The organism is Corallococcus sp. AB011P, assembly GCF_003611605.1.
Classification (GTDB): Bacteria; Myxococcota; Myxococcia; order Myxococcales; family Myxococcaceae; genus Corallococcus; species Corallococcus coralloides.
Genome location: NZ_RAVX01000001.1, coordinates 257,231 through 283,202, shown reverse-complemented (window position 1 = coordinate 283,202; position 25,972 = coordinate 257,231). Strand labels below are relative to the sequence as shown.

Here is a 25,972-nt window from a genome sequence, read left to right as displayed (position 1 = left end):
GGTCAAATGCCGCGTGAAGGGCTGCCCGCTACGGTGACGGTATCTCTCGGACCCGGAGGCCTACCGCATGCGCCACGCCGCTCCCCGAAGGACGCTCGCCCCTTACGAGGAAGTGCAGACGTTGCCCCACTATCTGGTGGGCGAAGCACTGGATGGCGTCCTCTACGTCTCGTCGCCGCCCATCGCGCGCAAGCAGGGCATGACGCCGCTCCTGGGACGCGCGCCGGAGGGCTGGTGGTGGACCTCCGAGCCCCGGCTGCTGTTGGGCGAGGACGTGCTCGTCCCGGACCTGGCGGGCTGGATGAGCGGACGGCCGCCGACACTGCCGGATGGCTCGTTCATCGACCGCGTGCCGGATTGGGTCTGCGAGGTGCTGACGCCCGCCACCGCGAAGCTGGACCTGGCCATCAAGCTGCCGCGCTACGCCCGCGCGGGCATCCGCAACGCGTGGATCATCAACCCCGTGCACCGCGTGGTGGAGGTGTTCCGCCAGGACCACGAGCGCTGGGTGCTGCTGAACACCTTCGTGAGCGAGGACCGCGTGCGCGCCGAACCCTTCGGCAAGGCGGACCTGGTGCTGGCGCCGTTCTGGACGCAGGTGTGAATCACGCCGCGGGCTCCCACGCGCCCGTGAACGCGTCGAAGCGGCGCACGTTGACGCTCAGCGCGCGGTACACCTGAGCGTCCGTCCCCACGTCCACCGGTGTCCCATCCGAGGGCACCGTCAGCCGGTCGAAGCGCGCGCCGGTGAACCAGCGGTGTGGCTGCGGCTCCAGGACGAAGAGGCCCTCGTCGTCCAGGTCCGCATCGATGGGCACGAAGTCCACGCGCTGGAGCTCCACGGGCGGAGGGAAGTCCATCGCGACGCGGAAGGGCACGCGCGCCGAGTCCCGGGTCGCGACGCCCTCCAGGAACAGGGAGCGCCCCTCCATCACGTCCGCCTCCGCTCCCAGGGCGATCGACGGTGGCTGGAGCAGCAGCGACAGCGACCGCGCCATGCCCGCGATGCCAGGGGAGCGCCCCAACACGCGAGCCTGTCCCGCGTCCGCGAGCAGGTCGAAGAGCACCTCGCGGTCCCACTCGCCCAGCACGCGGCCCCCGGAGAAGAAGTCCCCTTCGTGCGCGTGCGCGGTGGGCAGCAGCACGTCTCCCAGGCGGCGCAGCAGGGCCTGGGGCTGGAGGGGCGAGGCCTTCTCGAACAGATAGATGGGCCCCAGCACCAGGCGCGCGGCGGTGAGCGTCACGCGCCAGCCGGTGTCGGTGGTGAATTCACCGACGGTGGTCTCACCGGACGCGAGCGCCGTGCGCAGGCCCATGCGGAAGGTGATGCTCCGGCCGCCGGTGCCGGACAGGCCGCAGCCCGCCGCGAGCGCTCCGCCCAACATCCACGTGAAGGCACGACGCGAGTAATGCTTCATGGCCGGTCCTCCTGGAGGTCCAGGTACACGGTGAGGGTGCCGCGCACGGTGCGAGGGGCACCGGCGGAGAAGTGGCGCGTGGCCAGCAGGGACGCGGGCGCGTCGGGGCCGCGGAAGTTGGACACGTAGTTGAACTCGGACTCGCGCCAGCGCGCGTCCAGCAGGTTCTCCACGGACAGGCCCAGCTCCACGGCGCGCCAGCGCGCGCGGGCCGCCACGTCGAAGAGGAAGATGGACTCGCTGTAGCGATCCAACGGCAGGGGCTTGGGCCCGATGGCGCTGTGCCCCAGCGCCACGCTCCACCCCACCGGCTGCCGGGCCACGGTGGCCGAGCCCCGCCACGACGCGTCCACGCGGCCCAGCACCTGCGGGATGTACGGCAGCACCGCTCCGCCCCACAGCTTCCATGGCGAGGCCCCGGGCAACGGCTGCGTCGCGCGGGCCCACGCGAGGCTCGCCTGCACGTCCAGGTGATGCTCCCACTGGAAGCGCGCGCTGCCGAACGCGCCCAGCCGCTGCGACGGACCAATGGGCTGGTTGCGCCCCGGCGTCTCGCTGAACACCAGGTCCTGCGACACGCGCGTGGCGAACACGGCGCTCCGCAGCTCCAGCGAGGACGGACCGTCGCCCCACCGCCAGCCCAGGCCCGTCTCCCCGGATGTCACTCGCGCGTAGGGCGCGAACTCCGCGTCGGACAGGCCGGCCGCGTCGCTGGAGCGCGCCCCCAGGCCCGCGCTGGTCAACCACGTGAGGCGCGGCGTCAGGCGCACCTCCGCGCTGGCACGAGGGCTGGCGAAGAAGCCGTAGGCCTCCACGGACTCCTCCGGGATGCGAGCCCCCTGCCGGTCCTCGGTCGGCCGGTTCAGGTCCTCCACGCCGAACAGGAACGTGTCCACGCGCACGCCGCCCCGCAGCGTGAGCCACTCCAGCGGCGCGCCGCGCAGGGACAGGTGCGCGCCCAGGTTCGTCACGCGCACCTGGTTGTCGAACACGGTGGCGTAGGGCGCGCCGCCCTTGTCGCGCAGGCGCCGCGCGCGGGTGTGCACGTTGTCGTAGCGGGCCACGTAACCCAGCTCCACCGGCTGCGGCTGGCCCCACCAGGTGAGGCCCGGCGTGTAGCGGCCGCGCAGGCCCACGGTGGTGCCCTGATAGGACTGCTCCGTGTTGTCGCCGCGCTGGGCCTCGCCGATGGGGGGCGTGTCCTGGAGGAAGCCGGTGAAGTTCTCGCGGCTGCGCATCTGCCGGGCGATGGCGAAGGCCTGCTGCACGAAGCGGCCTCCGCGCTCCAGCCGGGACGTCAGCTCCACGGAGGCGATGTGGCGCTGGCTCGCGCCGCCCTGGTTCGGGTCGTAGAGGCAGAAGAACTGCGAGTCCGCGTCCGGCTCGCACGGCAGCCGCGCGTCCACGACGTCCGTCTCCCGCACCACGCCCGCGGAGGCGTAGCGCGCGCCGTAGCTCGCGCCGAACAGACGCAGCTTCGTCTCCGGTCCCAGGCGCAGCTCCGTCTGGGCCATCAGCCCCGCGTTCGCGTACGCGCGGTTGGGGCCGAAGCCGTGCCCCTGGCGCAGCAGCACGCCGACGAAGGTGGCGGCGGTGGACTCGGGCGGGCCCCACACCAAGGACAGCCGGCGCGACGCGAAGCTGCCGTAGCTGGCGGACGCGGTGATGCCCCGCCGATCCAGCCCCAGCTGGTACTCCACGGTGCCCGCCACGCCGAAGTCGCCCTGGGATGGATCATAGGGACCCTCCGTCACACGCAGGGACTGCACCAGCTCCGGGATGATGAAGTACGTGTCCGCGTAGCCGTGACCGTGGGCGTTGGAGACCTCGTTGAGAGGCACCCCGTCCAGGCGCATCTCCACATCCTTGCCCTCGCCCGCGTCGAAGCCGCGCAGGTAGACGGTCTCCGCGTGCCCCTCCCCGCCGTGGTTGGCGAGCATCACGCCCGGCGCCAGCAACATCAGGTCCGTGGCCGAGTTGCGAGGCACATCCGCCAGCTGCCCCACCGTGATGTGGAAGTCCCCCACGGCGACCGGAGGCGGAGCGGCGGACTGCCCCCGCACCGTGGTGGAGAACGCGGGCGGCTCCGGCTTCGCGGGCGCCGCGGGCAGCTCCGTCTCCGCGAGCCCTGGCGGCTCCGAGCCCGTGGACGCCGGAGGCACGGACGGAGAGCGCTCCTCCGCGAGCGGCATGGCCTCCGCCACCGGCTCGAACGTCACCGGCACGTCCACGCGCACCTCCAGCGGCTCCGCTCCCTGGCGCGCGGGCTCGAAGCGCCAGCGCAGGGCCGCCGCCATCGCGGCCCGGTCGAACGCGGTGCCCCCGGACTCCTGGACCTCCACCTGGGACACCTCTCCCCCGCTGTCGATGGTCAGGCGCAGCAGCACCCGCACGGCCTCCGTCAACGGTGGGACGTCCGCCGGCATCACGGGCGGCGGTGCCTCCACGGGAACAGGCGGCGTCACGGGCGCTTCGGGCGACGCGCTCAACAGCCAGAGCACCAGCGTCGGGATGAACACGGGCAACGACCTCTGCCTTCGGGGCCCACCCGGCACGGGCAGCCTCTCCAACGGCCGTCCGTGGATATCGCAACCCAGACTTGACTTGCAACATAGCTACAAATACCAACCGAATGCATGAACCGACGAAGCAAGTGGACCCGGGGCCTGCTGCTGGCCTCGTTGGGCCTCGCGGCCTCCGGCTGCGGCGACGCAGTGGCTCGGGGTGACGTGCGGGTGTCGTTGAGCGGCGGGGACGGCACGCAGCGCGGCTACGCGGACCACCTCTTCCAGGACGGCTGGTCCGTGCAGTTCACCAAGTACCTGGTGGCCCTGGGGGACTTCACCCTCACCTCCGCGGCCGGCGACGTGCACGCCACGACGGAGCACCTGCTGGTGGACGTGCAGAAGGGGGACGTGCCCCTCACCGGCGTCACGGGCCTGGAGACGGGGCGCTACGGCGTGGCCTTCCGCGTGAGCCCTCCGGAGGCGCGCACCGTGGCGGGCACTTCCGTGTCAGCGGACGACCTGGCGATGATGCGCGAGCGCGGCTTCAGCTACTTCGTGGAGGGCCGCGCGCAGAACCGCGACCCCACGCTGGGCGTCTACACCTTCCGCATGGGCTTCCCCGTCGACGCGCGGATGGTGGACTGCATCAACGGCGTGGACGGCACCCAGGGCATCGTCGTGCCGGAGAGCTCCGTGGCGGAGGCGGAGGTCACCATCCACGCCGAGCACATGTTCTACGACCGGCTGGGCACCCACCGCGGCGTGCAGCTGCGCTTCGAGGCCATCTCCGCCACCGCGGACGCGAACCACGCCATCACGCCGGAGGGGCTGGCCTCCCAGGACCTGCTCGACCTGCGCGGGCTGGACGGCGGCGAGCTGCGAGACGCCCAGGGCCAGCCTGTCGTCTACCAGCCCGGCGCCTACGCCCTGCGCACGCTCCAGGAGTTCGTCACCCAGAGCATCGTGGATCAGGCGCACCTCAACGGCGGCGGCGTCTGCACCGTCGCCGCGCCGTAGGGCCTCCCCGTCACGCGGGAAGGCCCCGGCGGGACCTCAGGCCTTGGGTGCTTCCTTCGCGGCTCGCTGCGCTTCGACCTCGCGCCGCACGTCATCCATGTTCAGCGCGCGGACCTGCCGGAGCAGGTCCTCCAGCGCCGCCGCCGGCATCGCGCCCGGCTGCTCGAACAGGAGGATGCCATCCCGGAACACCATCAGCGTGGGGATGGAGCGGATCTCGAAAGCACCGGACAGCTCCGGCTGCGCGTCGGTGTCGATCTTCCCGAACACGATGTCCGCGTGCTTGGTGGAGGTGCTCTCGAAGATGGGCGCGAACGCGCGGCAGGGGCCACACCAGGTCGCCCACCAGTCCAGGATGACGATACCGCTCTTGCCCACCGTCTCCTTGAAGTTGTCCTTCGTGATTTCGAGCGTCGCCATGAAGTCCTCCTACCGAACGTCCAACAGCTCCACCTCGAACAAGAGGGTGGCGTTGGGGGGAATCACACCGGCCGCGCCGCGCGAGCCGTAGCCCAGCTCCGGCGGGATGGTGAGCTTGCGGACGCCGCCCACCTTCATGCCCGCGACGCCTTGGTCCCAGCCCTGGATGACCTGGCCCGCGCCCAGCCCGAAGGTGAAGCCCTGACCCCGGTCCCGGCTGCTGTCGAACTTCTTGCCGTCCGTGAGCGTGCCCACGTAGTGCACCGTCACCCGCTTGCCAGCGACCGCTTCCGCCCCGGTCCCGACCTTCACGTCTTCTACTCCCAAGCTCATGCCAGGCTCCTCAGGCGGGAATCCGCCATGGAAAAGTGCGCACTCTAATGCCGGGCGCAGCCTCCCGCCTCCCTGAATGCCCCTCCCCGTACCGGAATAAAAAGTGACGGCGGGGCTCCGGATGATTCCGGACACCCCGCCGTCAGTTCCTGTCAGGGACTTCAGGTCAGAACGTGCCACCCACGTTCAGCGTGGTCGTGTAGCTGCCACCGCCACCCAGGTCCTCGCCACCGGGGGAGATGTCCGGAGCGAACTGCTTGTCGAACAGGAAGTTGTAGTAACCACGCAGGTCCGCGGTGAAGTGGCCGAAGTGGCCGCGCACGCCCACGCCCGCCGGGATGTTGCCCACGGTGTCGTCGCTGTAGCCAAGCGACTCACCGCCGCGGAAGTGGTAGTTGCTGATGCCGATGCCGCCCAGCAGGTAGGGCTGGACCGCCGTCGGCGTCACGGCCACGGTCAGGGCCGCCTGGCCACCGTTGCGCACCAGGTCCGGACCGCTGTCCGCGCCCGCGGTGCCCGCGTCCTTGATGTTGTTCAAGGCGCCGGAGTAGCCGACCTCGACCCCCAGCACGGACGTCGGCTTGAGCGACGCCGTCACGGCCGCGGAGGGACCAGGGGAGAGCTGCGGAGCCAGGGCGCCGGTGTAGCCTTCCACACCGCCACCGATGAGGAGCGTCAGGCCCTTCTTGTCGTTCTTGCTCTTCTTCTCCGCCTCCAGCGGCTGGATGTTCTCATTGGCTGACGCCGTGGGCGTGTAGCTCGGGGCTGGAGGCGGCGTGGCGATGCCGCTGCCGCCCGTGGCCTCCTGACCGTACAGCCCGCTGTCACGCTGGCTCATGCCACCGCTGCTCGTGCCGGACGGAGGCGGAGGAGGAGCGGGAGGCTCCGCCGCGGGAGGCGGCGCGGGCTGTTCGCTCTGCGGCGTGATGCCGCTGGAGCCACTGCCGCCCGTCCCTGACGGTTTCATCGGCTCGCAGCGCATCGGCGTGTTCAGGTAGACCACGCCGCTGCCACCAGTGCCGCTGGAGCTGCTCAGGCCCTGGTCGCTGGTGCCCGGGTTCTTGCTCGTCTTCGAGGATTCATCGAGCGACCCGCTGCCGCCCGTGCCCTGAAGCGATTCATCCACCGGCGCCTCCTCGATGAGGAGGTCCTCCTCCTGGACTCCCCCCTGAGAGGATTGCGCCGTCGTGTCCTTGTGCTGCTGGTCCTTGGGGACCGCGGTCTGCCCTGGAGGGCAATCCTTCTCCGCCGCACCCGCGCCCGTCCCATACATGAGCGCCGCGATGGCGCCCGCCAGAATCTTCGCTTTCATCCAACCCTCCATCGTCGACTGACTGACATGAAGGTTGTCTTGCGAGGGACATCCGGCAAGCCTTGCGCGGGCGGTCAAAGACAGCTGACCTGCCCGCTTGCCCTCCAGGGGGGAAGGCGTGGCGTCAGAGCCACTTCACGGGGGCGGAGGGCTCGGACGCCTCCCCGTCCACCGTCAAAGACAGACGTCCATGGACATCCGTCACGCCTTGCGCAGCCAGGCCGAACCGGTGACGACAGGCAATTGCAATGCGCGCTCGCGGTCCAGGTCCAGGTTGCCGATATGCAGCGACAGCGGCGCCTGCACCCACTTGTAGATGGACTGATGGAACAGGCGCACGAAGCGGTCCACGTACCCGCCCAGCCGGTCCGCATCCACCTCCGGGAACATCGCGGTGAGCGCGGTGCGCATCTCCAACGGGGTGAGCTTCTCGCCCGCGTGCAGGTAGAAACACGCGTCCAGGATGGGGAAGGGCATGAGCTCCTCCTCACCCACCTGATCATGCGCCAGCTCCGGCCCCGCGGGCTTGGCCAGCACCTTGCGGATGCCCTCGTAGCCAGTGGTCTCCTGTAGGTAGTCCAAGAGGTACATCACCACCGTCTTGGGCACGTTGGCGATGACCGCGAGCGCGCCCATCAGGTCACCGCCGATGGTGGTGTAGCCCACGGACTTCTCGCTCATGTTGCCCGTCTGCAGGAACAGGCCACCGCAGGAGTTGCTCCAGTTCCACATGCGCTGGGCGCGGATGCGGGCCTGGATGTTCTGCTCGGTGATGGGGGTGAGCTTCTGGTCCCCCAGCATCGTCTGGGCGGCGGCCTTCTCCCGCTCGAAGGCCTCCTCGATGGAGACCACCTGGAAGGGCACGCCCAGCTCCCGCGCGATGGTCTCCGCCGCGTCGCGCGTCTGCTGGCTGGAGTACGGGCTGGGCATGTAGAACGCCTGGATGAGCGAGCCCGGGTTGTCCGGCCGCGCGCGCTTCGCGTACCGGTGCGCGATGAGCAGCGTGAGCAGCGAGTCCCGTCCGCCCGACAGCGCGATGCCGAACAGCTTGAAGGCGCGCGTCTTCTCGAAGTAGTCGCCCACGCCCAGGGACAGCGCGTCGAGGATGTCCTCGCACAGCGCCACGCGCGCGGTGCGGCGGGTGTCCGGCGCGGGCAGGAAGAAGCTGCGGTGCGCGGGCACGGGGAACGTCAGCTTCTGGCGCTGCGTCTTCACCGCCTGCGTGCAGTCCAGGGTGGGCACCTGCTTGCCACCGGCCGTCACCCAGTCCTCGCGGTCCACGCGCCAGGTGGTGTTCTCCGTGCGCAGGCGCAGCGTGCGGTCCAGGTCCACCACGGCGGAGGAGAAGCCCTGCTGGAAGCGCGGCGTCTCCAGCACGTGGCGGCCGTTCTGGTTGATGAAGCCGCCGCCGTCGAAGATGAGGCCGTCGTTGCTGCCCACCGCGTTCGCGTAGGCGATGGTGACCTGGTGGTCGGACGCGCGCGTGGCGATGAGCTCTCGGCGCGTCTCCCAGAAGCCCAGCCGGAAGGGGGAAGCGGACAGGTTCACCACCAGCTCGCCGCCGGAGTACGCGCGCCGGCGCATGGGGCCGTCCGCGCTCCAGATGTCCTCGCACACCTCCGGCGCCAGCGTGCCGAAGTCGAACTGGAAGAGGTAGTCACCCAGCGGCACGCCCCGGTGCGTCTCCGCCATGCCCGGCTGGCCGTGGCCGAAGGTGCGGCCTTCATAGAAGACGTTGTACGTGGGCAGCTTCTCCTTCGGCACCAGGCCCAGCACCTTGCCGCCCGCCACCACCGCCGCGCAGTTGAGGCGCACGCCCTGGTGGGCCACACCCACGCCCAGGATGCTCACCAGCGGCAGCGCCGCGGTCTCCCTCGCGAAGCGCTCCAGCTCCGGCCACTGGTGGTCGATGAAGCCCTGCCACTGGACCAGGTCCTCCGCTGGGTAGCCGGCGATGACCTGTTCGGGGAAGACGCCCAGCGTGACGTCCTCCGCAGCCATCTTCCTCGCCAGGTCCAGCACCCGGTCGGTGTTCGCCTGGAAGGCGCCCACGGTGGTGTTGACGCTGGCGATGCCAATCTTCACGAGCCGCATGGTGCGTCGCTCTCCCTCAAGAAGGCCTGAGGCCCCGAGCAATGCGCGCATGGGGGGGCCAGGGCAAGCGGATGATGCGACCGCGGGCCCCGGTGCGTTCAGTTCTCCCGCCCGGAGGGCCGGAAGCTAGTTCATCGGTCCGCTGGGGCGCACCGGCTGCAACTGGCTCAAGAGGTCGCTCACGTCCACCAGCACCTGCTCCAGGCGGCGGCGCACGTCCAGTTCGCCCAGCAGCTCCTGCCGCCGTCCGGGCTCCGGCACCAGCGCGGACGCCACCACGTCCGCCAGCATGCCCCCACCGGCGCGCGCGGCCACCGGCAGCAGGCTCTCCGCGAACGAGGGCGGTACCCGGCCGGCCAGCTCGAAGACGGCCTGGCGCAGCTGCTCCTCCTCCGGCCCGGTGTAGTGAGGATCCGCCAGCACCTGGGCGCGCACCTGGCGGTAGAGCGTGTCCGGCGACAGCTCCTTCACCATCCGTACGCGGCTGACGCCCTGCAGGAGGATGTTGTAGCGCCCGTCCTCCACCTGTTCGTCCCAGACGATGACGCCCGCGCACATCAGGGACTGCAGCGGCGGACGGCCCTCGTAGTTGCCCTCCCATCCCGGCTCTAGCTGGCCCAGGGCCAGCACCCGGTCCGTGGCGAGGGCGTCCTTCACCAGCGCCCGGTAGCGCGGCTCGAAGATGTGGAGGGGAATCACGGTGTGCGGGAACAGGACCGCCGACGGCAGGGGAAATACCCTCAGCGCACCGGCGGCGCGTTCCACGGTTTCTTGTGCGGTCATGGTCACCCTTCCCCGTGTGTAAGCCCCCGGGGCATGGGGCGCATTCCAATCAGGCAGGCATCCGGGCCCGGGGTCCCGGTGGCAAGGGCCCCGGGTTCCGCTAGGGTGCGCCCCCGAATGTCCTCTACCGAGCCTTCCCCCCAGTCCTCCCCGGCCGCCCCGGCCGCTGACGCCCCGAAGCTGTCCTGGTACCGCCGGATGTACCTGCGCGTGGAGGCCGCCGCGTCCACCCCGCACGCGCTCGCCACGATGATGGCGGTGTCGGTGGTGGATGGTTCCGTCTTCCCCATCCCGCCCTTCGCGGTGCTGGTCCCCATGGTGCTCGCCCAGCCGAAGAAGTGGGTGCGCTACTGCCTGCTGGGCACGCTGGCGAGCCTGGTGGGTGGCCTCATCGGCTACGGGCTGGGGGCGTTCGTGGGCGAGGGCATCACCCAGCTCCTGCACATCGACCTGGACGTGCGCGTGGACCGCTTCGGCGTGTCCGGCACGGTGGGCGAGCTGCTGGGGCGCAACTTCTGGGTGCTGGCGCTGCTGTGCTCCATCCTGCCCACGCCGTTCAAGATCGTCGCCATCGGCAGCGGCCTGGTGTCGGTGCCGCTGGAGCAGTTCCTGGTGGCGTCCGTCATCGGCCGCTCGGTGCGCTTCTTCCTGGTGGGCAGCGTGGTGCGCTTCTTCGGCCCCACCGCCCGCAAGTGGCTGCGCGTCTGACGCGCACCTAACCGCGGCGCGTGCCGCCCACCGCGCCGCGCGCCGCCACCTCCGGGGGGGCGCCCTCCAGCACCTCCTCCACCGTGGACATCAGCACGTCCGGGCGCACGGGCTTCTCCAGCACCCGGTGGGCCACCGTCTCCACGAACGCGCGAGCCTCCGGCGATGACGCTCCGCCGGAGATGAACACCATCCGCGACGCCAGCGCGGGCGCCTCCTGATGGAGCCGCCGGTACACCGCGATGCCGTCCATGCCCGGCATCTGAAGGTCGCACAGCACCACGTCGAAGGACTCGCCCGCGGCCACCCTCGCCAGCGCGTCCTCGCCGCGCGTGACGGTGACGACTTCGTGGGTGGGCTCCAGCAGCAGGCGCATGGACTGCGCCAGCCGGGGCTCGTCGTCCACGATGAGCACCCGCCCGCGCCGTCCGGAGGCCGCCGTCTCCGGCTCCTCCGCGACGTGCGCCACGGCGTGCAGCGGCACCGGGCTGCCCGCGCTCTGCACGGGCGCGGGCGGCAGGAGCAGCGTGAAGGTGGCGCCCTGGCCCGGCACGCTGTGCACGCGCAGGTCGCCCCCGTGCGCGCGGACAATCTGCTGACAGATGGCGAGCCCCAGGCCGGTGCCCTCGTCGCTGTTCTTGGTGGTGAAGAACGGGTCGAAGATGCGCGGCAGCACGTCCGGCGGGATGCCGCCGCCCGTGTCCTCCACCTCCACGCGCGCGTGGCCGGACGCGTCCGTGCCGGTGCGCACGCGCACCTCGTGGCGGCCGGGCGCCCCTTCCGGGATGGCCTGCAGGGCGTTCACCAGCAGGTTGAGCAGCACCTGCCCCAACCGCGCCTCGCTGCCCAGCACGCGCGGCACCGGCGCGAACTCCTCCACCAGCCGCGCGCGCGCGCGCAGGGCGTGCAGCACCACGCGCACCGCGGGCGGCACCAGCGCGTTCAGGTCCACCAGGGCGCGCTCCGGGGCGCCCTCGCGGCTGAACACCTGCAGGTCCCGGACGATGAGGCGGATGCGCTCCGCGCCCTCCTGGGCCCCGCGCACGCTGGAGAGCGCGTCGCGCACGCCTGACGGGGCCTGCGCCCCTTCCGCCGCGAGGCTCCTGCGTGCGGCCTCCAGGTTCAGCGCCAGGTAGGCCAGCGGGTTGTTGATTTCATGGCCCACGCCCGCGGCCAGCGTGCCCACGGCCGCCACGCGCTCGGCGGCCACCAGCCGTGCCTGCAGCTCCTTCGTCGCGGTGACGTCGCGGTGGGTCGCCACGAAGTGCGTCACGGCCTGGCCGTTGGCGCGCACCGGGGACAGCTGTATCTCGCTCCACACCCGCGTGCCGTCCGGCCGCGTCAGCGCCACCTCCGCGCGCAGCGAACGCTCCTCGCGCAGCGCCTCCAGCAGCCGCTGCCGGTCCCCACCGTCGGCGGACGCCAGCAGCTCCCCGGGCGCCGCGCCGACGAGCTCCTCGCGCCGCCGGCCCACCAGCGAGCACAGGGCCTCGTTGACGAAGACGGTGTGAAGGCCGCCCGACTCGCGCACCTCGCAGATGAGCACGCCTTCGTGCACCGCGCGCACGGTGGTGGCCAACAGCTCCAGCAGCTCCACCGCCTGGCGGCGCTCCGCGCGCGCCGCCGCGAGCAAGAGGCCCGTCAGCGCGGTGATGCCGATGAAGAGCTGCAGCACCACCAGCCCCCGGTGCGGCAGGTCCACCGTGAAGAACGGGCCCAGCTCCCGCGCCGTGCCGGCGATGGCCGCCAGCGCGATGGAGAGCGAGGACAGCGCCGCCCCCCGCAGCCCGAAGCCCAGGGCCCCCCAGGCCATCAGCGGAAAGAGCAGGAACGTCATCGCGTGCGCCGCGGCGGAGCCCGGCCGCGGGAAGGCGAAGACGCCCACGCACACCCCCACCGTCAGCGCAGTGAGCAGCAGCGCCTCCCACGAGCGCGCCATGCGCCGAGGCCTGCGCAGGAGCAGCACCGGCGTCACCAGCAGCATGCCCAGCAGGTCCGCCATCCACCACAGCCAGCCGGCAGGGCCCCACTGCGCGGCGGGCACCACCCCGCCCAGCACGAGCCCCAGCGTGCCCAGCCCCGCGCCCACGAGCGCCCCCAGCCCCGCGCCCGCGCCCAGCCACGCGACGTCGCGCACGCGGTGCAGCTCCCGCGCGCCCTCCATCCGCCGGAACAGCAGCGCCGGCAGCACCGCCTCCAGCGTGGAGCCCAGCACGACGGACAGCCCCACGCCCGGCGTGACGTCCATGGCGTACGCCACCGCGCCCGCGCCCAGCGCCACCGCGGGCCAGCGAGACACGCCCAGCAGCAGGAGCCCGCCCAGCGCGACACCCGACGGCAACCACACGGGACAGATGTGGCTCTTCTCCGCGGCCAGCGACAGCGCCACCCGCGCGGCCAGCAGGTACACCGCCGCCAACGCGAGGACCTCCACGAGGCCCCGGACCGGGAACGCCGCCACACGGGCCTGAGGACGACCTTGGATGATGACTCCCCCCGTCCCTTCCAGGCCGTGACACCAGGGCCGAAGGAACATGCGTCATGCTAGCGGGGACCGCAGTGCGTTGCACCCCATCCGCCAGCAGGCCCGCCCGGCAGGCAGGCGGTGTCCGTCAGGGGATGCAATGGACACACTTGGGGGCCGTAGGAAGGGGCAAGGAGGAACGAAATCCATGTCGCGTCCCGGTCTTGCTGCGCTGCTGTCGTTCTTCATCCCCGGCGTGGGGCAGATCTACAACGGTGACATCCTGCGCGGGGTCTTCTGGCTCATCATCACCCCCGGCTTCTGGTTGGGCACGGGCGGCATCCTCGGCTGGGTGTGCCACGTCATCGCCGCGGCCACCGCCTACAACCGCGCCGAGGACAAGGAGCGGATGAGATACGGCATGGGCTAGTCACGCGATTCCGGAGCTCGGGAGCCCGAACGAGCGCGGACATGAAAAAGGGGCCCACCGGCCCCTTGCCCACCGCCGCCCCGGTGCCCTCATGGGCCGGGGCGGTGTCGTTGCATCAGCCTCAGGTGTTGAACGCGTCGGGCAACGGCTGCGGGCCCGGGATGATACCGGCGATGTCGGGATCTTCTTCGCCCGGCCCGCGAGTCGGACGCTGGTCCTTCTCGGTCTTGCGCCCGGCCTTCTTGGCGTCCTTCTCGCGCTGCTTCTGCGCGCGCGCCATCTCCTTCTGCCGCTTCGTGGACCTTCCCTGCATGGAACCTCCTGGAAAACATTGGCCGAAAAAGAGGCCCGGCCCCGTCAAGGCCGGACCTCGTGGATGCGTGAAGAGCAGCCGAGCCGGTAGGCTCAGCCGACCGGGCGGACGTTCTCCGCCTGGAGCCCCTTGGGGCCCTTCTTCACTTCGAACTCCACCTTCTGGCCCTCGGCCAGGGTGCGGAAGCCGTCCGACTGGATGGCCGTGTGGTGGCAGAACACGTCCGGACCACCGCTGTCCTGCGTGATGAAACCAAAGCCCTTCGCATCATTGAACCACTTCACCGTACCACTTGCCATGATCTGCTTCCTTGTCCCACTGGCAACCCTGCGAAATCGCCGGACTGCCCGCCCCCATATTTTGGGGCGAAGACCGCGCCTTAACCCTGAACAGGCATGAAGTCGAGCCGGGAACCACTCCCGGTCTCCCTCACGCCGACGAAGGTAACAACCTCGATCTCGGGGTGAAACGCCTTCTCGGGGCGGTACATTTCCCGCTGGCTGACGCTCCAGGCAACCAGGGGTAACAGGTTTCGGGCCCGGCGGTGTTTTGGAATAGTTTCTACCCCCGAACACTTCCGCCTGGACGTGTCCTATCGTGGAGCCCGCCGTACCGCTCCACCCTGCCGTCCCCTCCCGTGAGGCGTCCCTCCCAGTGACAAACCCGACCCGTGTGACCTTTGGCCAGCGCGATGCCTCCTTCGCGGAAGACCTGAAGCGGCGCGTCTCCGAGTACTTCGAGACCCGGAACCTCTCGCAGCGAGCCAACAAGGCCATGTACGTGAAGGCCCTGTCCATCATGGGCTTCACGGCGGGCGTCTACGGCCTGCTGCTCAGCGGCCACTTCAACGCCTGGGGCATGCTGGGGCTGGCGGTGCTGATGGGCGTGGCCATCGCGGGCATCGGCTTCTGCATCGGCCATGACGGCGTGCACGGCTCCTACAGCGACGACGCGCGGGCGAACACGGTGGTGGGCCTCGCGTTCGACCTGATTGGCGCGAACAGCTACATGTGGCGCATCACCCACAACGTCCTCCACCACACCTACACCAACATCCAGGGCATGGACGAGGACCTGACGGTGAGCCCGCAGCTGCGGCTGTCGCCGCACAGCGAGTGGAAGGCGTACCACCGCTTCCAGCACCTGTACGCGTTCGCGGCCTACTCGCTGACCACCGTCTTCTGGGTGTTCGCCAAGGACTACAAGTACTTCTTCCAGAAGGACCTGGGCCCCTACAAGGACAAGAAGCACGCGCCGGCCGAGTGGGCCCGCCTGCTGTCGATGAAGGCCGTGTACTACGGCTGGACGCTGGTGATTCCGTGGCTGGTGCTGGACGTGACCTGGTGGCAGTTCGTGGTGGGGCAGCTGGCCATGCACATGACGGCGGGCTTCATCCTGGGCATCGTCTTCCAGCTGGCCCACGTGGTGGAGGACGCGGAGTTCCCCGTGCCGGACACGGACGGCAAGGTGGAGGACGCGTGGATGGTGCACCAGCTGCGCACCACCGCGAACTTCGCCCGCAAGAACCGCCTGCTGAGCTGGTACGTGGGCGGCCTCAACTTCCAGGTGGAGCACCACCTGTTCCCCAAGGTGTGCAGCATCCACTACCCGGCCCTGAGCGAAATCGTGAAGGCCACCGCCGAGGAGCACGGCCTGCCCTACATCGAGGCGAAGACCTTCCGCAGCGCCGTGGCGTCGCACTACCGGATGCTCAAGCTGCTGAGCCGTCCGCCCGCGGTGGGCTCCGTCGAGGACGCGGCCAAGCCGAAGCTCGCCGTGGCCGCCTGAGCCACGAAGCCACCTTGCGGTAGCCCAGGGGCCGTTCTCCTTACGCTCACGCGAAGGAGGCGGCCCCTTCCGCTTTTCAGGGGGCCGCGGTCCGCAGCGCGGCCAGCAGCTCACCGGCCGAGGAGACCACCGCGCGAGCCCCGTGCGCGTGCAGCTCCTCCGCCGTGCGGAAGCCCCAGGTGACGCCCACGCCGTACATGCCCGCGGCCTTCGCCGTGTCCATGTCCACGGAGGTGTCCCCCACGAAGCCACACGCGTCTGGCGCCACGCCCAGCTCCGCCGACAGGGCCAGCGCCGCGGTGGGGTCCGGCTTGCGTGGGATGCCCGGCCGCTCGCCGTACACGGCCGTGAAGCGCACCGCCGGCAGGAGCCGCGCCGCCAGCCGCTTCACGAAGTCGTCGGACTTGTTGCTGAGCACGCCCAGCCGCACGCCGTCCGCCGCCAGCTCCGCGAGCGCGGCCTCCACGCCCGGGTACGCATACGTCCGGTCGAACAGGTGGGCGTCGTAGTAGGCGTGGTAGGTGGCCAGCACCTGCCCCTGGAGCTCAGGGGGCGCGCTGGCCGTGGCCCGCTCCGCGAGCTTCGCCACGCCCTCCCCCACGAAGCGCAGGTAGGCGTCCTCCGGGTGCGGCGGCAGGCCGTGCTGCCCGAGCGCGTGGTTCATCGCCGTGGCGATGTCCCCCAGCGAGTCCACCAGCGTCCCATCCAGGTCGAAGAGCACGGCGCGCAGGCGCATGACGGCAAAGAGCCTTTCTTTCAAAAACGCGAACGCCCCGACCCATGCAGGGTCAGGGCGTCTTTTGTAAAGCGCGGATCCCGGAACCGGCCGGGATCCGCCGCGAAGCTAGTGGGTGGCGGCGGCGGTCTTCTCACCGGCCGCGGCGCCACCGGCCTGGATGACGGCGAAGTTGATGTTGTTGTAGCCGGCCGTGGCGCAGCTGAACATCACCCGCTTGATGACCTTGAACTGGACGTCCTTGTTGGCCTGGATGTTCACGTCACCCTTGAAGGTTTCGCCACCGCCGGCCATGGAGTGCAGGTCCTCGAACTGCTTCTTCATGTCCCGCAGCTTCTCTTCCAGCGCGGGGATGTTGAGGTACTCGTCCTTGGTGAGGTCCTCCACCCGGCCCACGATGGTGCCCGACACGCTGACCTGGTCGTTGGACACCATCACCACCGGGTGCATCTCCACTTCCTTCACGTTGACCGCTTCGGGAAGGACGATGTCCTTGGTCATCATCAGCACCTCGCCCGTCGCGGAGAAGTTCGCGATGAGGAAGAGCACGATGATGACGAACATGTCGACGAGCGGGGTGATGAGCAGGTCCGCGTTGCCGTTCTTCTTGCCGTGACCGCCGTGGCCGAAGACCTTGGAGTGCTCCAGCCGCTTGCCGTACCGCTTACCGGGAATCTTGATGCCCATGGCGTTCGGTGACTCCTGTTAGCCCATCGCCGCGGAGACCGACACCTGGGGCAGCCCGGAGCCGATGCACTCGTCGATGATGCGGACCAGGTCTTCGTAGCGGACCATGTCCTCGGTCTGAAGGGTGATGGCGGACTGGTCCGGCAGCTGCGCCTTCAACTCCTTGAAGCGCGCAATCAGCTTGGTCAGGTCCGGCCGGCCCTTGTCATCCCGGGTGAGGGGAATGGGGTCGAAGGCGCTCTGGTCGGCGGTGAGGCGCATCTCCGTGGGTGACACCAGGAGGGTGAGCTGGACCGTCTTGGTCTTCTCCTCCTCCTGCTGCTCGTCCGTGGAGGCCCCGCCGGCCTGCGACACCTGGAGACGGCCAATCTGGGTCCAGACCGCCGTCATGATGAGGAAGCTGATGGTCACTGCCATCAGGTCGATGAAGGGCACCATGTTGATGGCGGTATCGAGCGGCTTCTTGCCACCCTTTCCACCGGTGCCCAGGTCCATTCCGCCGGCCATGGCGACTACCTCCCAACCCTACCGCGCTCTTCGCGCACGAACGACGTTTCAAGAAGACTGCGAAGGCTGGCGCGCCTCCCGGTGCTCTCCATGCCTCGGAGCATCCAGACAGCGCGCCAGTACCGCCGGTTCCACGACCACCGCGCTTGGAGGAGGATTACTCCTCGGCGTGGGCGGAGGCCGGGATGTTCAGGTTCTTGAACTTGTCGCGGTTGGCCACGATGAGGTTCAGCACGGAGACGCTGGTCTCGTTGATGTCGTTGATGATGCCCTGGGTGCGGCCCATCAGCACGGAGAAGGCGACGAGCGCCGGGATGGCCGTGAGCAGACCGAAGCCCGTGCAGTTCATGGCTTCAGAGATGCCGTTCGCCAGAATGGTCGCCTTGTCGGCCGGGTTCACGTTCGCCACCGCCTCGAAGCAGGTGATGAGACCGTTCACCGTACCCAGGAGGCCCGCGAGCATCGCCGCGTTGCCGAGCATCGCCAGGTAGCCCGTGCGCGCCTCCAGCTTCGGCGTCTCACGCAGGCTGGCCTCGTCGAGCGCCGCCTGGACCTCTTCCTGGCCCTTCGGCACGTTCATCAGGCCGGCCTTGACGACGTTGGTCAGCGGCGTGTTCTTCTGGCCGGCCACGTAGTTGATGGCCTTGTCCAGGTCGCCCGCGTAGATGTGCTTCTTCAGCCCGCGCAGGAAGCCTTCCTTGTTGATGGAGGCCTTGCCGAACAGGACGATGCTGCGCTCGATGATGATGGAGAGCGCGATCACCAGACAGACCGCGATGGGGTACATGCCGGCCTGACCGGACTCCCAGCGGCGCCCCAGCTCCTGCAGGAAGGTCTCATTGCTTCCGCCGGCATTGGCGAGAACGGACAGATTGGCTACGAACCCCAGGTTCATCACGGAAAGCCTCCAGATGGACGGCGCGGCACGCGCTTGCGAACCACTCCGCACTGCTACCGGCCGGGTGGACATCCACCCAGGTCAGCGGCAGGAATTTTGGATCACGGTGGCGCCGAGTCTAGGAACCGCTCCCAGGCGTGTCAAGGCAGGCACCCTCAGCGTTAGTTACTGAAATCTCACAGGAATTTTGCGTTGGCGCGCGGCTTGCCAAGTCGCTCCACAGGGCACAAGACGGGCCCTTTTCCGTGGCTTGCGCAACAGGCGTGCCAGCGATTTGGGCACCTTCGGGTGACGTGTTAGGCGGGGAAACCATGGCCAGGAAGCGCATTGGTGAGCTGCTCGTGGAACGCGGCGCGATCACCCCCGAGCAGTTGGAGGCGGGGCTCGCGGCGCAGCGGCAGACGCGGCAGCGGTTGGGCGTGACGCTCATCGGGCAGGGCGCCATCACGGAAGCCACCCTTGCCCAGGCGCTCAGCGAGGCGCTGGGGATGCCGCAGGTGGACCTGGCGGCGATCACCCCGGACTGGGCGGCGGTGCACCTGCTGCGCGCGCGCTTCTGCGAACAGCACGACCTGTTCCCGTACGCGTTGGAGAACGTGGGCGGCAAGCGCCAGCTGGTGGTGGCGATGGCTGATCCGCTGAACATCACCGCCATTGAGGAGATTGAGTTCACCAGCGGACTGAAGGTCAGCGGCCGGGTGACGGCGCTGTCCGCGGTGCGCGGCGCCATCCTGCGCTACTACCACAAGGTCCCCGTGGCCACGGGCCCCCGCCCCGCTCCGGCGCGTCCGCCTGCAAGGGCCGCTCCGGCGCCCTCGCGGCCGGCCGTGGTGGAGGACGACGAGGAGGTCATCGTCGGCGAGGAGCTGCCCGCGTCGGAGAAGACGCAGCGCACGTCGCTGGCGGACCTCATCCGCGAGCGCGAGGAGCAGGCGAAGCGCAAGCGCGGCGGCGCGGTGGACAAGGCCAAGGCCAAGGCGCCGTCGTCCAGCGGAGGCGGCGTGCTGGACGACCTGGACTACCTCTTCGGCCAGGCGGCGCGCGAGGAGCCGGACCGGCTGGAGGAGCTGGAGCGCCGCTTCTGGGCGCTGATGCGCATCATGGCGCGCAAGGGCCTGCTCACGAACGAGGAGTTCCGGCGCGAGCTGGACGACGAGGGCGGCGAGGGCTGACTCAGTCCACGGCCAGGGGCAGCCGCACCGTGAAGGTGGTGCCCTGCCCCAGCGTGCTCTCCACGGTGAGACGTCCGCCGTGGTTCTCCACGATGCCCTGGCAGATGGACAGGCCCAGGCCGGTGCCGCGCCCTTCCGGCTTGGTGGTGAAGAAGGGCTCGAAGATGCGCGACAGGTTGCGCGACTCGATGCCGGTGCCGGTGTCGCGCACGCGCACCACCGCCTCCGTGCCCTCCTGAAGCGTGGACAGGGACACCTGTCCGCCGGGCGGCATGGCGTGGCAGGCGTTGGTGATGAGGTTGACGAACACCTGCACCAGGTTGGCGCGCACGGCGGCCAGGGGCGGCACGTCGCTCGCGTATTCGCGCTGCACGCTGACGCGGGCCTGGGACACGACGTGCTCGCAGAAGCCCACGGCCATGTCCACGACGGCGTTGAGCGACACGCGCTCCGGCCGGTCCTGCGCGGGCCGCGCGTAGCTCACCAGATCGCGGGTGAAGCGCAGGATGCGGTGGCTGCTCTCCAGAATCTTCTTCAGCTTCTCCTGGTCCGCGGGGTTCGCGCCCGGCGTCATCCGCGAGCGCTGCAGGAGCGCGTCCGCGTAGGTGGCCACCGCCGTCATCGGGTTGTTGATTTCATGCACCACGCTGGCCGCGAGCTGCCCGATGGAGGCCAGCTTCTCCGCGTGGATGATGCGCTTCTCCAGCTCCTTCACCACCGTGACGTCCTGGCCAATGGCGATGACGCCCTCGACCTCGCCCGGCTGGGTGAGCATGGAGGAGGTGGCGAAGGACACGCGCACCTCGCCGCCGTCGCGGGTGAGCAGGCGCGTCTCGAAGTTGTTCACGGACTCGCCGCGCATGGCCGCCGCCAGCACGGGCACCAGCCGCAGCTGTTCGCTGTCCGCCACCAGCGAGGACAAGTCCCGCCCCAGCACCTGCTCCTTGGTGAGGCCGGTGAGCGCGCTCAGCGCCTGGTTGAAGACCACCACCTGCTTGTCCCGGTTCACCACCAGGATGAGCGCGTTGGCCTTCTCCAGCAGCTCCTCCAGGTACTTGCGCACGAACGTCAGCTCGTCGATGAGCTTCGCGTTCTTCACCGCGACAGCGACCTGGCTGGCCAGCTGGAGCAGCACGCGCTCGTCGTGCGCGGGGTCCGCGTCCAGGCCCTCCGGGTACTCCATGTTGATGGCGCCGAAGAGCTGGCCGCTCGCGACCAGCGGGGCGCTCACCGCGCGGGTGCTGCCGTGGAAGAGCAGCGGCACCTCTTCGGAGATGGTCACCCGCCCCTGGGGCAGCGCGGTCTGCGTGAGGTTGGTCTTCTCCACCGAGCGCTGAAAGAGCACCAGCGGCTCATGCGCGCCTTCCTTGAGGCGGCCTTCCGCGTAGAGCGACGTGAGGCCACCGGTGCGCGCATCCACGATGCGGATGCAGAAGGCGCGGCTGGGGAAGAGCTCCTTCACGCCGCGCGCCACCGCGGCCACCAGCTCCTCTTCGCCGCCGGCCTCCGCCACGCTGCGGCCCAGGTCCAGGAGCACGCCCTCCGTGCGCGCCTGCTCCAGGAGGGCCCGCTCCGCCACCACCAGCCGGCCGCTGATGACCTCCGTGTCCACGCGGGCGCGCACCGCCACGGTGTCCGAGCGGCGCGACAGGGTGAGCACCAGCGAGGTGCCACTCTGGAGCACGAGGTCGATTTCGTGGAACTGCCCGTCCTCCGGGGCCACGGCGTTCGCCAGGGCTTCGGCCACCATGTCCACGCTGATGTCGTGCGTGGCGCAGAAGCGGCGCATGGCCGGGTTCACGGCCGCGATGCGCAGGGACACGTCGCAGACGGCGGCGGGCTCGTCCAGCGCGTCGAAGAAGGCCTGGAAGGCGTCGGGGGCCAGATTTCCGGACGGGCGCACGGCGCGGACCTCACTCTTCATGGGAGCTGGCCTTGTCGAGGTCGAGGATCTGCTGCGCCCCCACGTACGACTTCGTCTCGAAGCGGGTGATCTTCCCGATCTTGCGGACGATCTCCGCCATGCGCTCCGCCTCGCGGTAGATGATGTCCACCGGCCTGTAGGCGAAGTCCTCCTCCTTGAGCTTGCGCTTGAGCAGCTCCGCGTAGCCCATCACGGAGGTGAGGGGCTGGTTGAGCTCGTGGGCCGCGGTGCCGGCGAGCGCGACGATGACGGCGTTCTTCTCACTCTCCTCCAGCCGCGTCTCCACGTCGTACAGCTTGCGCTCCAGCTGCACCCGGTCCCGGAGGTCCGTGAAGATGCCCACGGAGAAGGACTCGCGGCCGCCCTCGTAGACGATGGAGGCCGTCATGTTCACGGGCACGCGCTCCCCGGAGCGGTGCATCAGCTCCTGGCGCGTGAGCGACAGCCGGCCCTTGCCGCCCATGTCCGGGCCGCGCAGCTGGGCCATGATGCGCTGGGCGATGCCGGGCGGGTAGAGCTGGAGCGCGTTGAGCTTCTCCTGGGCCTCCTGCGCGGTGTAGCCGCACATGGCCTCCGCGCCCTTGTTGAAGAGGATGATGCGCCCCTTCAGGTCGGCCGCGATGATGGCGTCCACCGACGAGTCGATGAGCCGCTCCAGGAAGTCCTTCGTGTTGCGCAGCTCGTCCTCCAGCTTGCGCGCGTGCGTCACGTCGCGGAAGGACAGGATGGTGGCCGCGTCCTCGTCACGCAGCGGCGCCGCGGACATGGACAGCGTGAGGCAGCGGCCCGCGGGCGTGCGCACCACCACGTCCACGCCCATGCGCGCCTCGCCGCGCGACGCGGACGTCACCAGCTCCATCAGCACGCCGTCGTCCACCGGCTGGGTGATTTGATTCAGGTGCTTGCCCCGGGCCTCGCCGGCGGTGGTGTCCAGCATCTGCGCGCCCGCGGGGTTGAGCGACAGCACGGCGGCCTCGTCATCGAGGATGGCCACGCCCTCGCTCACGTGGGCGAAGAAGAGCTGGTAGGGCTTGAAGGACGCGGCCTTCTCCTCCGCCGCCAGCCGCGCCGTCTGCACGGACTGGAGCACCGACGCGCTCCGGAGCGCCACCGCCGTCGCGTGGGCCACCGTGGTGAGGAAGTCGATTTCGCGCGAGCTGAAGGCCCGCCTCCGCCCGGCCGCGCGCAACAGCAGCACGCCGCGCACCTGGCCGCGGATGGGCAGGGGCAGCGCGGCGATGGCGTGGATGCCTCGCGCGGCCACGGCCCGGCGCTCCAGGTCGCCCAGCAGCGGGTGCGTGGCGGCCTCCTGCATCACCACGGGCTTGCCGGTGCGCACCACCTCGCGGATTTCCGGGTAGCGCGCCAGGTCGATGCGCAGGTCCTTCATGCCCGGGTCGTCGCTGGCGGCGACGATGACGCCCTCGTCCACACCGCCGCCCACCATCACCAGCGTGGCGCGTGCGATGTCCAGCTGTTCCGCCAGACGCCGCGTCACGCCGTGCAGGAGCGCTTCCACGTCGGAGCTCTCCGCGTAGTCAGCGGTGAGCTCCAGGAGCAGCGCCAGGTCCGTCTGGCTGCGGGCCTGCTCTTCACGCTCGCGGTGGCGCTCCGCGGCGCGCTGCAGGCGCCAGGTGAGCTCGTGCGACAGCCCCTGGTGGGTGACGATGTCCGCGGGGCGCAGCGTGTCCACGGCGGCGAAGCCGCGCGAATCCGGGGACACCACCGCGAGCAGCGTGAGGTGCGGCCCGTTGAGGGACGTGAGCAGCTCCACCACCGCGGGGCCGCAGCCGGGGGCGGTGAGGTCCACCAGCGCCAGGGCCGCGTCGTCCGGGTCGTCCACCACGCGCAGGCCCGCGCGCTCGGCGGCGTCGTTCAGGGGTTCTCGAGCCACCGACCCTGGGGGGACCAGGACGATGCCGAAGGCGGGTTCCGACGGGGCCGACACGGGGCGCAGGACTCCGGAGCGAGGGGCCCCGGAGTCTACACAACCCCCGGGGTCAGGGGCAGCCTGACTCGAAGGCGCCCTGGTCCGGCGCCGCTCCGCAGTAGGGCAGCCCCAGGGACAGGCCCGCCTCGCGCGCGGGGGACTGCGCGGACAACTGGTAGTCGTCCGCGCCCGTGTCCACGAAGGCGGGTGCGCGCTCCTGGGAGCGCTTGTCCAGGCCAGCCTTCGTGCGCCAGTCCGCCAGCCCCATGGTGGCACCCTCCAGGTTGAACACCGCCGCGCCGCTACTCCGGTAGTACAGGTTGCCGTCCACCACCGCGCCGCTCCGGCCCGAGCCGCCGCGCGCGGCGATGCCACAGCCGGCGAAGAGGTTGTTGCGCACGTCCAGGCCCTGGCTCGCGCCGTTGGAGCCCGTGCCGAAGATGAGGCACGCGCCGCTCAGGTTCCACACGGTGTTGTGCTGCACCTTCACGTCCACGGACGCGTCCACGCGGATGCCGGTGCCCTCCTCGCCGTCCGCTTCACCCAGGCCGTCATGGATGAGGTTGCGGCGCAGGATGACGCGCGTGGGGGGCGCGCCCTCGCGGTTGCCGCCAATCTGGATGGCGCGCGCGTTGGCGTAGAAGACGTTGTCCTCCAGCGTGACGTCGGACGGAGACATGTGGACGATGACGCCCTCGCCCGCGGAGGAGGACACGGCGCGGTGGTTGTAGATGGTGTTGCCGCGCAGCGTGACGTGGGTGCACGTCTTGATGTCCGCGCCGTTCTCCCGGTTGTCATGGAGCCGGTTGTCCTCCACGAGCAGGTTGTCGAACGGCGTGCCCGGGTTGGTGGCGCCGCCCTCCGGCCCCAGGCACTGCACGCCGTCGCCGGAGTTGTGGTGGATGTCATTGCCGCGCACGGTGACGTTGCTGGCGGAGGTCTGCACCGCGACGCCGTGGCTGTCCACGTCGCCCTGGTCGAAGTGGGAGATGTCGTTGTCCTCGATGAGGACGTCGTGCGCCTTCTCCGTCACGTAGACGCCCGCGCCCTCCGTGCCGTTCTTCACGATGCTGTCGCGGAGCACGCCGTGGTGCGCGCCCGCGCCGCGCCACATCACCGCGAAGGTGGACTCGCCGCCCACGTCCACCGTGAGCCCCTGGATGGTCCAGTACGCGCCGCTCACGTCCACCAGCGACGTCTCGCCAATGGAGCCGCCCTTGAGGATGGCCGTGGCGCCCGGCGCGGCCCTCAGCGTCAGCGGCTTGTCCGCCGTGCCCTGCCGCTCCTTCAACTCCACGTGCTCGCGCCACGTGCCGGATTTGAGGAACACCGCCTCACCGGGCTTCACCAGGGACAGGGCTCGCGCCACCGTGCGCAGGGGCAGTTCTTCCGTTCCGGACGCGGAGTCATTGCCGCTGGGGGACACCCAGAGCACGCGCGTGTACTGCGGCTCGGCGGGCGGCGGCGGTTCGGGCTCCTCCGTGGGCGGTGGATCCACCGGCTCCGTAGGCGGATCCGTGGGCGTGGTGCCGCCGTCCGTGGCGACGCCTCCGTCCTCGTCAGGGGACGTGCCCGCGTCAGCCGGTGTCTGGGGCCGTCCTGGCGGAGTGACGATGGGTGGACCGGACGTGCCCGGAGGTGTGGCTGTCGCGGGCGCGGGCTCGACCTTGCCGGTACAGCCGACGGTGCCAGCGAGCATCCCGGTGGCGCAAACGATGGTCGTCAGGGTCTGGCGGAAGCGCATGTGGACTCCTCGTGAGGGTTCACGGCGCGGGATGCGCTCGCGGGGTCGGCGGGCAACGGGAACATGCGTGCCGCGCATTCCGCGTCAGCCGTGGACTTCGCCGCCGCCCGGTCGCAGGGCAGCCGGGCAGGAGTGTGAATCCGCGCGGTTGGGCCTGGCGACAGCGGCCCGCGGATGTGCCGGAGGGTGGGCGCCGCGCGCAGGACGGGCATCAAGGCTCCCACCGGGAGGCCCGTGCCCTGGAAACACGTGGGCCGTGTCCTCCCGGCAGGAGGCACACGGCCCGAACGCGACGGTGGATGCGGCTTCAGGGAGCGGTGGAGTCCTGGTCCTTCCGGCCGAGGAGCGCATCCAGTTCCCCGCGCGCCTCCAGGTCGTACAGGTCATCGCAGCCACCGACGTGACGGCCCGCGATGAAGATCTGCGGCACCGTCTGACGACCGCAGCGCCGCATCATCTCCTCGTGCCGCCGCTCATCCGCGGCGACATCCACCTTCTGGAACTCGCAGCCCTTCTCGATGAGCAGGTCCATGGCCTGCCGCGAATAGGGGCAGGTGCGCTTCATGTAGACGACGACCTCGAGCATCACGACCTCCTGCGTCGAAGGGTGGGGACGCATCCGGCGGCCCGCAACCCGGCGCGAGTGCGCTCGCTCTCTTGCCCGGCCCCCTTGAGCAACACCCCCGTGCCTCGCATGGGATGGCATTCCTCCCCTCAAACGGGTGCCCGTTCAGTGTGGAGGTGGACAGGTCGCAGGAGGGGAGCGGCGGGAACGGGCGTGCTAGGT

At 70.2% G+C, this 25,972-nt stretch carries 24 protein-coding genes; 6 read left to right on the top strand and 18 right to left on the bottom strand.

Annotated elements, in window-relative coordinates; all coding sequences use genetic code 11:
- Window positions 1-67: 67 nt before the first annotated feature.
- Entirely contained in the window at window positions 68-604 is a 537-nt protein-coding gene (locus tag D7X30_RS01215) for a Uma2 family endonuclease (protein ID WP_120560986.1), read from the top strand.
- A gap of 1 nt (window position 605) precedes the next feature.
- Here the strand turns inward: D7X30_RS01215 and D7X30_RS01210 are convergent, their stop codons facing one another.
- Window positions 606-1,418: a hypothetical protein gene (locus D7X30_RS01210; RefSeq protein WP_120560985.1), complete on the bottom strand. Its 813-nt coding sequence runs from the start codon at window positions 1,416-1,418 to the stop codon at window positions 606-608.
- On the bottom strand, window positions 1,415-3,937 hold the full coding sequence (locus tag D7X30_RS01205) for a TonB family protein (RefSeq protein WP_199724141.1): 2,523 nt from the start codon (window positions 3,935-3,937) through the stop codon (window positions 1,415-1,417). The genes D7X30_RS01210 and D7X30_RS01205 overlap by 4 nt, the downstream gene beginning before the upstream one ends.
- A 117-nt stretch (window positions 3,938-4,054) precedes the next feature.
- Here D7X30_RS01205 and D7X30_RS01200 point away from each other — a divergent pair, with 117 nt between their 5' ends.
- On the top strand, window positions 4,055-4,942 hold the full coding sequence (locus tag D7X30_RS01200) for a hypothetical protein (RefSeq protein ID WP_120560983.1): 888 nt from the start codon (window positions 4,055-4,057) through the stop codon (window positions 4,940-4,942).
- 36 nt (window positions 4,943-4,978) lie between these two features.
- On the opposite strand, the gene trxA is transcribed toward D7X30_RS01200, so the two are convergent.
- From trxA to D7X30_RS01175, 5 genes are all read right to left on the bottom strand, one after another.
- Window positions 4,979-5,362, bottom strand: coding sequence for a thioredoxin (trxA, locus tag D7X30_RS01195; RefSeq protein ID WP_120560982.1), 384 nt, complete (start codon window positions 5,360-5,362; stop codon window positions 4,979-4,981).
- A 9-nt stretch (window positions 5,363-5,371) separates the two neighbouring features.
- Window positions 5,372-5,695: an FKBP-type peptidyl-prolyl cis-trans isomerase gene (locus D7X30_RS01190; RefSeq protein ID WP_120560981.1), complete on the bottom strand. Its 324-nt coding sequence runs from the start codon at window positions 5,693-5,695 to the stop codon at window positions 5,372-5,374.
- A 166-nt stretch (window positions 5,696-5,861) separates the two neighbouring features.
- On the bottom strand, window positions 5,862-7,007 hold the full coding sequence (locus D7X30_RS01185; protein ID WP_199724140.1) for a hypothetical protein: 1,146 nt from the start codon (window positions 7,005-7,007) through the stop codon (window positions 5,862-5,864).
- Window positions 7,008-7,208: 201 nt separating this feature from the next.
- On the bottom strand, window positions 7,209-9,101 hold the full coding sequence (gene nadE, locus D7X30_RS01180) for an NAD(+) synthase (protein WP_120560979.1): 1,893 nt from the start codon (window positions 9,099-9,101) through the stop codon (window positions 7,209-7,211).
- Window positions 9,102-9,227: 126 nt separating this feature from the next.
- Window positions 9,228-9,884 carry an LON peptidase substrate-binding domain-containing protein gene (locus D7X30_RS01175; protein ID WP_120560978.1) on the bottom strand — a complete coding sequence of 219 codons (657 nt, stop codon included), beginning with the start codon at window positions 9,882-9,884 and terminating at the stop codon, window positions 9,228-9,230.
- A 117-nt stretch (window positions 9,885-10,001) separates the two neighbouring features.
- On the opposite strand from D7X30_RS01175, the gene D7X30_RS01170 reads away from it, so the two are divergent.
- A complete protein-coding gene (locus tag D7X30_RS01170; protein ID WP_120560977.1) occupies window positions 10,002-10,592 on the top strand; it encodes a YqaA family protein in 591 nt (196 codons plus the stop codon).
- 7 nt (window positions 10,593-10,599) lie between these two features.
- Here the strand turns inward: D7X30_RS01170 and D7X30_RS01165 are convergent, their stop codons facing one another.
- Entirely contained in the window at window positions 10,600-13,053 is a 2,454-nt protein-coding gene (locus tag D7X30_RS01165) for an ATP-binding protein (protein ID WP_370051366.1), read from the bottom strand.
- Between the two features lie 211 nt (window positions 13,054-13,264).
- Here D7X30_RS01165 and D7X30_RS01160 point away from each other — a divergent pair, with 211 nt between their 5' ends.
- A complete protein-coding gene (locus tag D7X30_RS01160; RefSeq protein ID WP_120560975.1) occupies window positions 13,265-13,486 on the top strand; it encodes a hypothetical protein in 222 nt (73 codons plus the stop codon).
- A gap of 121 nt (window positions 13,487-13,607) precedes the next feature.
- Here the strand turns inward: D7X30_RS01160 and D7X30_RS01155 are convergent, their stop codons facing one another.
- Window positions 13,608-13,799 (bottom strand): hypothetical protein, encoded by a 192-nt coding sequence (locus tag D7X30_RS01155; RefSeq protein WP_120560974.1) that lies wholly within the window; start codon window positions 13,797-13,799, stop codon window positions 13,608-13,610.
- A gap of 92 nt (window positions 13,800-13,891) precedes the next feature.
- On the bottom strand, window positions 13,892-14,098 hold the full coding sequence (locus D7X30_RS01150; protein ID WP_120547587.1) for a cold-shock protein: 207 nt from the start codon (window positions 14,096-14,098) through the stop codon (window positions 13,892-13,894).
- Between the two features lie 355 nt (window positions 14,099-14,453).
- On the opposite strand from D7X30_RS01150, the gene D7X30_RS01145 reads away from it, so the two are divergent.
- Complete coding sequence (locus tag D7X30_RS01145; protein ID WP_120560973.1) at window positions 14,454-15,587, top strand: acyl-CoA desaturase; 1,134 nt, start codon at window positions 14,454-14,456, stop codon at window positions 15,585-15,587.
- Window positions 15,588-15,663: 76 nt separating this feature from the next.
- Here the strand turns inward: D7X30_RS01145 and D7X30_RS01140 are convergent, their stop codons facing one another.
- The 4 genes from D7X30_RS01140 to D7X30_RS01125 form a co-directional block, all read right to left on the bottom strand.
- Window positions 15,664-16,323, bottom strand: coding sequence for an HAD family hydrolase (locus tag D7X30_RS01140; RefSeq protein ID WP_120560972.1), 660 nt, complete (start codon window positions 16,321-16,323; stop codon window positions 15,664-15,666).
- 108 nt (window positions 16,324-16,431) lie between these two features.
- Window positions 16,432-17,010, bottom strand: a complete 579-nt coding sequence (locus tag D7X30_RS01135) for a biopolymer transporter ExbD (protein WP_120560971.1) — start codon at window positions 17,008-17,010, stop codon at window positions 16,432-16,434.
- 18 nt (window positions 17,011-17,028) lie between these two features.
- Window positions 17,029-17,517, bottom strand: coding sequence for a biopolymer transporter ExbD (locus D7X30_RS01130; protein ID WP_120560970.1), 489 nt, complete (start codon window positions 17,515-17,517; stop codon window positions 17,029-17,031).
- Window positions 17,518-17,674: 157 nt separating this feature from the next.
- Entirely contained in the window at window positions 17,675-18,412 is a 738-nt protein-coding gene (locus tag D7X30_RS01125; protein ID WP_120560969.1) for a MotA/TolQ/ExbB proton channel family protein, read from the bottom strand.
- Between the two features lie 314 nt (window positions 18,413-18,726).
- Here D7X30_RS01125 and D7X30_RS01120 point away from each other — a divergent pair, with 314 nt between their 5' ends.
- Window positions 18,727-19,587: a general secretion pathway protein GspE gene (locus D7X30_RS01120; protein ID WP_120560968.1), complete on the top strand. Its 861-nt coding sequence runs from the start codon at window positions 18,727-18,729 to the stop codon at window positions 19,585-19,587.
- Window position 19,588: 1 nt separating this feature from the next.
- Here the strand turns inward: D7X30_RS01120 and D7X30_RS01115 are convergent, their stop codons facing one another.
- The 4 genes from D7X30_RS01115 to grxC all read right to left on the bottom strand — a co-directional run bounded on the left by D7X30_RS01115 (window position 19,589) and on the right by grxC (window position 25,771).
- Entirely contained in the window at window positions 19,589-21,511 is a 1,923-nt protein-coding gene (locus D7X30_RS01115) for a GAF domain-containing sensor histidine kinase (RefSeq protein WP_120560967.1), read from the bottom strand.
- The gene (locus D7X30_RS01110; protein WP_199724139.1) at window positions 21,501-23,459 is read right to left on the bottom strand and encodes a PAS domain S-box protein; all 1,959 of its coding nucleotides are present in this window, start codon (window positions 23,457-23,459) and stop codon (window positions 21,501-21,503) included. The genes D7X30_RS01115 and D7X30_RS01110 overlap by 11 nt, the downstream gene beginning before the upstream one ends.
- A gap of 52 nt (window positions 23,460-23,511) precedes the next feature.
- The gene (locus D7X30_RS01105) at window positions 23,512-25,185 is read right to left on the bottom strand and encodes a nitrous oxide reductase family maturation protein NosD (protein ID WP_120560966.1); all 1,674 of its coding nucleotides are present in this window, start codon (window positions 25,183-25,185) and stop codon (window positions 23,512-23,514) included.
- Between the two features lie 307 nt (window positions 25,186-25,492).
- Window positions 25,493-25,771 (bottom strand): glutaredoxin 3, encoded by a 279-nt coding sequence (grxC, locus tag D7X30_RS01100; RefSeq protein ID WP_120560965.1) that lies wholly within the window; start codon window positions 25,769-25,771, stop codon window positions 25,493-25,495.
- Window positions 25,772-25,972: the final 201 nt, after the last annotated feature.

What these genes read in the sequence shown, in the direction of transcription:
- D7X30_RS01155 (WP_120560974.1), bottom strand. Translation starts at nt 13,799, where the DNA reads ATGCAGGGAAGGTCCACGAAGCGGCAGAAGGAGATGGCGCGCGCGCAG.
- D7X30_RS01130 (WP_120560970.1), bottom strand. Translation starts at nt 17,517, where the DNA reads ATGGCCGGCGGAATGGACCTGGGCACCGGTGGAAAGGGTGGCAAGAAG.
- D7X30_RS01120 (WP_120560968.1), top strand. Translation starts at nt 18,727, where the DNA reads ATGGCCAGGAAGCGCATTGGTGAGCTGCTCGTGGAACGCGGCGCGATC.
- D7X30_RS01150 (WP_120547587.1), bottom strand. Translation starts at nt 14,098, where the DNA reads ATGGCAAGTGGTACGGTGAAGTGGTTCAATGATGCGAAGGGCTTTGGT.
- D7X30_RS01215 (WP_120560986.1), top strand. Translation starts at nt 68, where the DNA reads ATGCGCCACGCCGCTCCCCGAAGGACGCTCGCCCCTTACGAGGAAGTG.
- trxA (WP_120560982.1), bottom strand. Translation starts at nt 5,362, where the DNA reads ATGGCGACGCTCGAAATCACGAAGGACAACTTCAAGGAGACGGTGGGC.
- D7X30_RS01160 (WP_120560975.1), top strand. Translation starts at nt 13,265, where the DNA reads ATGTCGCGTCCCGGTCTTGCTGCGCTGCTGTCGTTCTTCATCCCCGGC.
- grxC (WP_120560965.1), bottom strand. Translation starts at nt 25,771, where the DNA reads ATGCTCGAGGTCGTCGTCTACATGAAGCGCACCTGCCCCTATTCGCGG.
- D7X30_RS01190 (WP_120560981.1), bottom strand. Translation starts at nt 5,695, where the DNA reads ATGAGCTTGGGAGTAGAAGACGTGAAGGTCGGGACCGGGGCGGAAGCG.
- D7X30_RS01185 (WP_199724140.1), bottom strand. Translation starts at nt 7,007, where the DNA reads ATGAAAGCGAAGATTCTGGCGGGCGCCATCGCGGCGCTCATGTATGGG.
- nadE (WP_120560979.1), bottom strand. Translation starts at nt 9,101, where the DNA reads ATGCGGCTCGTGAAGATTGGCATCGCCAGCGTCAACACCACCGTGGGC.
- D7X30_RS01170 (WP_120560977.1), top strand. Translation starts at nt 10,002, where the DNA reads ATGTCCTCTACCGAGCCTTCCCCCCAGTCCTCCCCGGCCGCCCCGGCC.
- D7X30_RS01210 (WP_120560985.1), bottom strand. Translation starts at nt 1,418, where the DNA reads ATGAAGCATTACTCGCGTCGTGCCTTCACGTGGATGTTGGGCGGAGCG.
- D7X30_RS01135 (WP_120560971.1), bottom strand. Translation starts at nt 17,010, where the DNA reads ATGGGCATCAAGATTCCCGGTAAGCGGTACGGCAAGCGGCTGGAGCAC.
- D7X30_RS01175 (WP_120560978.1), bottom strand. Translation starts at nt 9,884, where the DNA reads ATGACCGCACAAGAAACCGTGGAACGCGCCGCCGGTGCGCTGAGGGTA.
- D7X30_RS01105 (WP_120560966.1), bottom strand. Translation starts at nt 25,185, where the DNA reads ATGCGCTTCCGCCAGACCCTGACGACCATCGTTTGCGCCACCGGGATG.
- D7X30_RS01115 (WP_120560967.1), bottom strand. Translation starts at nt 21,511, where the DNA reads ATGAAGAGTGAGGTCCGCGCCGTGCGCCCGTCCGGAAATCTGGCCCCC.
- D7X30_RS01140 (WP_120560972.1), bottom strand. Translation starts at nt 16,323, where the DNA reads ATGCGCCTGCGCGCCGTGCTCTTCGACCTGGATGGGACGCTGGTGGAC.
- D7X30_RS01200 (WP_120560983.1), top strand. Translation starts at nt 4,055, where the DNA reads ATGAACCGACGAAGCAAGTGGACCCGGGGCCTGCTGCTGGCCTCGTTG.
- D7X30_RS01125 (WP_120560969.1), bottom strand. Translation starts at nt 18,412, where the DNA reads ATGAACCTGGGGTTCGTAGCCAATCTGTCCGTTCTCGCCAATGCCGGC.